The sequence below is a fragment of the Micromonospora sp. CPCC 205739 genome (assembly GCF_036906795.1).
Taxonomy (GTDB): Bacteria; Actinomycetota; Actinomycetes; order Mycobacteriales; family Micromonosporaceae; genus Micromonospora.
In genome coordinates, this window is record NZ_JBAKHS010000039.1 from 24,353 (window position 1) to 31,311 (window position 6,959).

The following is a 6,959-nucleotide window of genomic DNA, read 5'->3' on the forward strand; positions in this document are numbered from 1 at the left end:
AGGCAGCGCCGCCCGCGGTGGCGTCCGCCCGCGCGGTCGAGCCCGGTACGCCTCGGGTCGCGCCGACCGGACGCCGGAGTACGACTCAGGTCGTACCGCCGCTCAACCGCCCGGCGTCACCAGCCCGCTCTCGTAGGCCAGCACCACCGCCTGCACCCTGTCGCGGAGCTGGAGCTTGGCCAGGATCCGCCCCACGTGGGTCTTCACGGTCGCCTCGGCGACGTGCACCCGGCCGGCGATCTCGGAGTTGGAGAGCCCCTGCGCGACGAGCAGCAGGATCTCCCGCTCCCGCTCGGTGAGCTGGGCCAGCCGGGGATCCTCGGTGGGCCCGGGCCCCAACCGGTCGGCGAACCGGTCCAGCAGGCGGCGGGTGATCGACGGCGCGACCACCGAGTCACCGGCGGCGACCACCCGGATCGCGGCGAGCAGGTCCTCCGGCGGCACGTTCTTGAGCAGGAAGCCGCTCGCCCCGGCGCGCAGCGCGGCGAAGGCGTCGGCCTCGGTGTCGAAGGTGGTGAGCACCAGCACCCGGGGCGGGCCGGCCGGCCGGTCCCGGCAGATCCGGCGGGTCGCCTCCACCCCGTCCATGGTGGGCATCCGGACGTCCATCACCACCACGTCCGCCTCGGTGCGGGCGAGCAGGCGCAGCGCGTCCGCGCCGTCGATCGCCTCGCCGACCACCTCCAGGTCGGGCTGCGAGTCCAGCACCATGCGGAAGCCGGCGCGCACCAGCGCCTGGTCGTCCACGATCACCACGCGGACCGTCATGCGGCGATCACCTCCGTCCCGGGGGTCGACGGTAGCGGCAGCCGCGCCTCGACCCGCCACCCCCCGGCCAGCCGGGGGCCGGCGACGAGGCTGCCGTCGTACACGCCGACCCGTTCGCGCATGCCGACCAGGCCGTGCCCGCCCGACGGCGCGGGGCCGACCGGTGGGCGGCCGTGCCCGTCGTCGACCACCCGGACGACGACGGCGTCCGGGGCGTGTTCCAGGGTGACCGTGACGCTCGCGCCGACCCCGGCGTGCTTGAGCGCGTTGGTCAGCGCCTCCTGCACCACCCGGTAGACGGTGAGGTCCAGGCCCGGGGGCAGCGCGGACGGCTCTCCGGTGACCGTGTGCCGCACCCGCAGCCCAGCGTCGCGGAACCGGTCGAGCAGCGCGGGCAGTTCGGCGATCGCCGCCCGCCGGTGCTCGGGGTCGGCGACGGCGGCGTCGTCGGGCTCCGCCGTGGCGGGCGGCTCCGCCGGGCTCGGCTCCCGCAGCACGTCCACCAGCCGGCGCATCTCCTCCAGCGCCTGCCGGCCGGTGTCCGCGACCACCTTGACGGCGGCGCGGGCGGTCTCCGGGTCCCGGTCGAGCATGTACCGGGCCCCGTCGGCCTGGACGATCATCACGGCCATGCTGTGCGCCACGACGTCGTGCAGCTCGCGGGCGATCCGGGCCCGCTCCCCCGCCACCGCGGCGCGGGCCTCGGCCTCCCGCTCGCGTTCCAGGGTGGCGGCGCGCTCCTCCAGGCTGAGCACGTAGAGCCGGCGGGTGCGCACGTTCAGCGCGGCGAGCCACACCCCGCCGGTGACCAGCCCGAACCAGAGGGCCGAGACCCACCAGGCGGCGTTGCCGACGGTCTGCGAGGCGGCCAGTGCCACCCCGACCGCCGCGACGATCCCGGCGAGCACGCCGTCGCGCAGCCGGTCGGCGTACTTGACCACGCTGTAGAGGGCGATCAGCACGCCGAGGTCGTAGGCCAGCGGCCCCCAGCCGGCGATCACCTGGACCAGGGCGAGCGCGGCCACCACGGCTGCCACCGCCGACGGGTGCACCCGGCGCCACAGCAGGGCCACGGCCATCGCGGCGCCGACCAGCGTGGCCGGTGCGCCGCCGGGCTGGCTGACCACGCCGGCCACGGCCAGGAGCGCCACCACGCCGGAGACGAAGACGTCGAAGGCGACCGAGCGCAGCGGACGGCCGAAGACGGTGCGGTTCACGGTCACCCAGCGTACGGGCCGGGTCGCCGTCGATCCCGGACGCCGGCCGGTGGCCGACTCCCGCCGACGGTCCGCCTGACCGGGGCTACGGCGTGCGCGGCGCCACCCGGACGTCCGGCGCGTCCTGTGCCGAGAACCATGCCTCGAGTTCGGCACCGTCGAGCGACCGGGTCGCGGCCTGATCGACGAAGACCGGGCCGACGACGGTCCCCTTGGCGCCCTCGAGCCGGCAGCCGAACATTCGCGCGCCGCTCAGCACCGCGGGCATGTTCGCGCCGCCCAACGTGCACCAGCGCAGGCTCGAGAACCCGAGCTCGGCGGCGCGCAGATCGGTTCTGTAGAGCTTCGCCGAATTGAGGGTCGCGTGACTGAGGTCGGCCCCCTCCAGAACGGCTTCGTCGAACTGCACCGAAAACAGCCGGGCACTGGAGAACCGCGCGTTCCGCGCCGTAGAGCCGACCAGGTCGGCCTTGGCCAGGTCGGAAAAGGAGAAATCGGCGCCGTCGAGTTCGGCGTTGTTCAGGTTCGCGTCGCCGAGGTTGGCGTCCTCGCAGCGCACTCCGACCAGGCAGGAATTGGCCAGGTAGGCGCCCGCCAGGTCGAGGTTGCTCAGATCCGCACCACGGAAATCAAGAAAGTCGCCCGCCAGGTACGCCGCGGTGTCCGAAGGAGCGACGCCGAGCCATTCCTCGAGCGCCGCTCTGGCGTCGGGACTGTCCGGCCAGCGGGTCACGTCAGCGACGCTCCGCTTGTATCTGCTCGCGCCGCGCAACTGCTCCCCGACGCGCTCGGCGATCGCGCGCGCCGCGGCCGACCCGGTACCCACGGTGTCGGCGATGATCTCCTGGGACCGGTCGGCCAGTTGCTGTCTGGCCACACCGACGGTGTCCATGATCGTGCGGGCGACGACCTCGGATGCGACCCGCTGGATCCGCTGGCCCAACCGCAGATCGAACAACCGCCCCGCGGCGTCGACCGTGACCTCGACCAGGCGGTTGTCGTCGGCAGCCGTCACCCGCAGCTCCTGCAGGCGCTCGCTCATCGCCCGGGTGTCGGCCGCCAGTTGATCGATGCGGCCCTTCCACTCGGCCAACCGTTCCACCGCGCCGTCCGGGTCCAGCAAGCCGCCCGTCCCTGGAGCACCGCCCGCCATGTATCCCTCGGTCGCTCGCCGTGATCATGGTCAGGCGGAGAAGGCTAACATGCGGTGGCGAGGCGCGTGGTCCACTGCAGACACTCGCCCGCGGCGCGCGCCGGCGGGACCGCCGACCGGTCGCCTCAGATCAGCTCGCGCATCCGGTCGATCTCGACGGACTGCTCGGTGGCCACCGCGTTGGCGAACTCGTTGAGCTGCTGGTCGACGCCGACCTTCAGCAGGTCGGTCGCCATGGTGACGGCACCCTGGTGGTGCGCGGTCATCATCTGCACGAAGAGCCGGTCGAAGTCGGCGCCCCGAGCGTCGGTCAACCGGCGGATGGCCTCGGGCGACTGCATGCCGCGCATGGTGCCGTGGTCGTGGCCGGGCACCTCCGCCGGCAGGCCGCGGGCGCTCAGCCAGCCGCGCATCATGCCGATCTCCGGCCCCTGCGCGCCCCGGATCCGGTCGGCCACCGCCCGGATCTGCGGGCTGGCGGCCCGACCCTCGGCCAGCCCCGCCATCTCCAGGGCCTGCTCGTGGTGCGGAATCATCATCCGCACGAACCAGACGTCCAGGGAGTTGTAGCTGGGCGAGGCGGTGTCGCGGACCTCCGCGGCCGGGCGGGCGACGGCGGACTCGCCGGGGCGGCCGGGGACGATGACGGAGGGGCCGTCAGCCGGGGCCGGGGTCGGCGACGCGACTCCGGTCGATCCGACGGCCACCGGGGCGGGACGGTCGGTGGGCCGCAGCGCGAGCCCGAGGGCGACCAGCACCACGGCCGCGACTGTGACGACGAGCAGGATCCGTCCACGTCGGGCGGTCATGCGACTCCCCCTCCGGTCGAGGTCGCAGCGATCGTATCCATTGAAGACGACCCTTTTATGTGACGCAAATCACATCGACGCCCCTGATGGGGCGGTAAGGTGTCCACAATCATCAACCCCTGTCGAAGGGCCCTGCCGATGATCAAAATCTCCCTCCCCCGACGACGCCAGCTGAGGATCGTGAGCCTGATGGCGACCGGCCTCCTGGTCGCGAGCGTGGCCACCGCCCCGGCCGGCAACGCCGCCGTGACGCCCGACGCGGAGGCGGTCGCCACGGCCACCACCGCACAGGGCGCCACGACCACGACGCCCACCCTCGGCGTCGACGAGATCTCCAGCAGCCCCAACCTGAAGCAGATCGCCAACCTGCCCAAGCAGGCGCCGTTCGACACCCCGGCCGCGTTCGGGACGGACATGGCCTTCCAGGGCCGGTTCGCCTTCGTCGGCAACTACAACGGGTTCGTCATCTACGACATCGGCCGGCCCAGCGCGCCGAAGATCGTGTCGCAGGTGCTCTGCCCCGGCTCGCAGAACGACATCTCCGTCTACGGCAACCTGCTCTTCCTCTCCACCGACTCCTCCCGCACCGACGACTCCTGCGCCAGCGCCGCGCAGTCGGCCTCGGTCAAGGAGTCCTGGGAGGGCATCAAGGTCTTCGACATCAGCGACAAGGCCAACCCGCGCTACATCAAGGCCGTCGAGACCGCCTGCGGCTCGCACACCCACACACTGGTCCCCGCCAAGGACCGCCGCTCGGTCTACCTGTACGTCTCCTCGTACAGCCCGCGGGCCGAGTTCCCGGACTGCCAGCCGCCGCACGACTCCATCTCCATCGTCAAGGTCCCGGTGAAGGACCCGACCGCCGCCGCCGTGGTGGCCACCCCGAACCTCTTCCCGGACGGCGGGTACGCGGGCATCCCGGGGCAGGCCTCGGCGACGAGCGGCTGCCACGACATCACCGCGTACCCGTCGAAGGACATCGCCGCCGGCGCCTGCATGGGCGACGGCATCCTGATGGACATCTCGAACCGGGAGGCGCCCCGGGTGATCAACCGGGTGCGTGACACGGTGAACTTCGCCTTCTGGCACTCGGCGACGTTCAACAACGCCGGCACCAAGGTCGTCTTCACCGACGAGCTGGGCGGCGGCGGCGCGGCCACCTGCAACGAGACGGTCGGGCCGAACCGCGGCGCGGACGCCATCTACGACATCACCGGTCGCGGCGACGCCCGGACGATGGTCTTCCGCAGCTACTACAAGATCCCGCGGGCCAACGCGGACACCGAGAACTGCGTGGCGCACAACGGCTCGCTGATCCCGGTGCTCGGACGGGACATCATGGTCCAGGCGTGGTACCAGGGCGGCGTCTCGGTCTGGGACTTCACCGACTCGACCAAGCCGAAGGAGATCGGGTTCTGGGAGCGCGGTCCGCTCTCGGCCACCCAGCTCACCACCGGTGGCGCCTGGTCGACGTACTACTACAACGGGCACATCTACTCCAGCGACATCCAGAAGGGCCTGGACGTGCTGGAGCTGAACGACCGGCGGACCTGGACGGCCAACCTGGTCCGGTTCCGCGAGCTCAACGTGCAGACCCAGGCCGGCTACCTCAGCTGGTAGGGCCACGTCGCAAGGGCCCGGTCCCCGTCGGGGGCCGGGCCCTTGCGCGTACGAGGGGTCAGCTCATCGGCAGCCGGTAGCGCCGCTGTTTGCCGGTCGCGGTGAGCACGCGTACCTCGCCGCTGCGCAGCTCGTACGTGACCGACCAGCGGGTGTGGCTCTGCCGGACCTGATCGAGGATCCGCAGCGCCGCCGGGGCGTCGACCCGGGCGCCGGTCCGCTCCAGCGCGGCGGCGATGACGCCGTACCGGCGGTCGGCGCGCCGCTGCTTCTCGCTGACCCCGACCACGGGCACGTTGGTCAGCGCCTGCCAGCGGCCCTCGCCGCGCTGGACCCGCATCGTCCCGTCCACGAACTCCACCACCGCCGAGCGGCCGGCCGCGTCGGCGAGCAGGTAGTGCAGCGGCGGCCCGCCGTCGAAGTCGAGGTTGTAGCGGCCGAAGACGGCCACCGCCTCGTCCACGGTGGCCGCCCGGTCGAGCACCAGGCGCAGGATGCGCACCGAGCCGACCGTCGGGCGCCCCGGCACCGGCTTGACGGTCGCCTTGTCGTCAGCGGCCAGCCCGACCGCCAGCCCGCGCTCGTTCATCCCGTCGAAGGGCAGCAGGGGCGCGTCCAGCAGCCGCCGGTCCCCCGTCGGGTCGGTGCCGATGCCGAGGTACGACAGGTCCACCAGGGACACCGACGCGTAGCCGTCCGGCGGGTCGGTGCGCAGCACCATCGCCGGGTTGGCGTCCCAGTCGAAGTTGCGGGCGAACAGCGGCCGGGCCGGGTCGCCGCTGGCGGCGAAGAGCGAGCAGCCGAACGGGCTCGCCTCCGGCTTCGCGTCGGTGCCGACCGTCGCGTCGTACCGGCCGACGTAGGTCATCTCGTACAACGGCAGCTTGTCGACCCGACGCACGCTGGCCAGGGTCTTCCCGATCTCGTCGGCGTTCTGCCGGGAGGCGGTCGGCACCCCGGCGCCGACCGGCGCGGGTGGCGCGTCGTCGGTGCCGGCGCAGCCGGTGGTGGCGAGCAACAGGGCCAGTCCGGCGCCCAGGAGAGTCCTCCGCATATCTCCGAAACGCTATGGCAGGGGCCGGGGGTTGTCCACCGGCCGGACGACGACACCGGTTTTCCATTTCGCGCACCCGGGTACGTCGATATGGACGGACGAGAGGAGACAGTCGATGAAGCGCAACCAATACCACGTGGTGCCGAACGGTGGCGGCTGGAAGGTCGAGCAGGGCAGCAAGACGCTCGGCTCGTACGACACCAAGCACAGCGCGATCGAGGAGGGGCGCAAGGTGGCGCACGCCAACGAGCCCAGCCAGCTGGTGGTGCACACCGCCGACGGATACGCGCCGCGCAGCGCGCCGATCTGCCCCAGGTCGCTCCGGCCGCCCGGCCCGG

7 protein-coding genes are annotated in these 6,959 nt (G+C 72.6%); 2 read left to right on the forward strand and 5 right to left on the reverse strand.

From position 1 onward, the window contains the following. Positions 1 to 102 precede the first annotated feature (102 nt). The 4 genes from V6U88_RS29615 to V6U88_RS29630 form a co-directional block, all read right to left on the reverse strand. Positions 103 to 768: a response regulator transcription factor gene (locus tag V6U88_RS29615; RefSeq protein ID WP_334458191.1), complete on the reverse strand. Its 666-nt coding sequence runs from the start codon at positions 766 to 768 to the stop codon at positions 103 to 105. Beyond that, a complete protein-coding gene (locus V6U88_RS29620; RefSeq protein WP_334458192.1) occupies positions 765 to 1,991 on the reverse strand; it encodes a sensor histidine kinase in 1,227 nt (408 codons plus the stop codon). The genes V6U88_RS29615 and V6U88_RS29620 overlap by 4 nt, the downstream gene beginning before the upstream one ends. 79 nt (positions 1,992 to 2,070) lie before the next feature. After that, a complete protein-coding gene (locus tag V6U88_RS29625; protein WP_334458195.1) occupies positions 2,071 to 3,108 on the reverse strand; it encodes a YbaB/EbfC family nucleoid-associated protein in 1,038 nt (345 codons plus the stop codon). A 155-nt stretch (positions 3,109 to 3,263) separates the two neighbouring features. Beyond that, positions 3,264 to 3,947 carry a DUF305 domain-containing protein gene (locus V6U88_RS29630; protein WP_334458196.1) on the reverse strand — a complete coding sequence of 228 codons (684 nt, stop codon included), beginning with the start codon at positions 3,945 to 3,947 and terminating at the stop codon, positions 3,264 to 3,266. A gap of 138 nt (positions 3,948 to 4,085) precedes the next feature. On the opposite strand from V6U88_RS29630, the gene V6U88_RS29635 reads away from it, so the two are divergent. Beyond that, a complete protein-coding gene (locus tag V6U88_RS29635) occupies positions 4,086 to 5,567 on the forward strand; it encodes an LVIVD repeat-containing protein (protein WP_334458197.1) in 1,482 nt (493 codons plus the stop codon). A gap of 58 nt (positions 5,568 to 5,625) precedes the next feature. Here the strand turns inward: V6U88_RS29635 and V6U88_RS29640 are convergent, their stop codons facing one another. Beyond that, positions 5,626 to 6,621 carry a linear amide C-N hydrolase gene (locus tag V6U88_RS29640; RefSeq protein WP_334458198.1) on the reverse strand — a complete coding sequence of 332 codons (996 nt, stop codon included), beginning with the start codon at positions 6,619 to 6,621 and terminating at the stop codon, positions 5,626 to 5,628. Between the two features lie 115 nt (positions 6,622 to 6,736). Here V6U88_RS29640 and V6U88_RS29645 point away from each other — a divergent pair. Then, positions 6,737 to 6,959 (forward strand): DUF2188 domain-containing protein (locus V6U88_RS29645; RefSeq protein WP_334458199.1); only part of this gene is annotated, 223 nt, incomplete at its 3' end.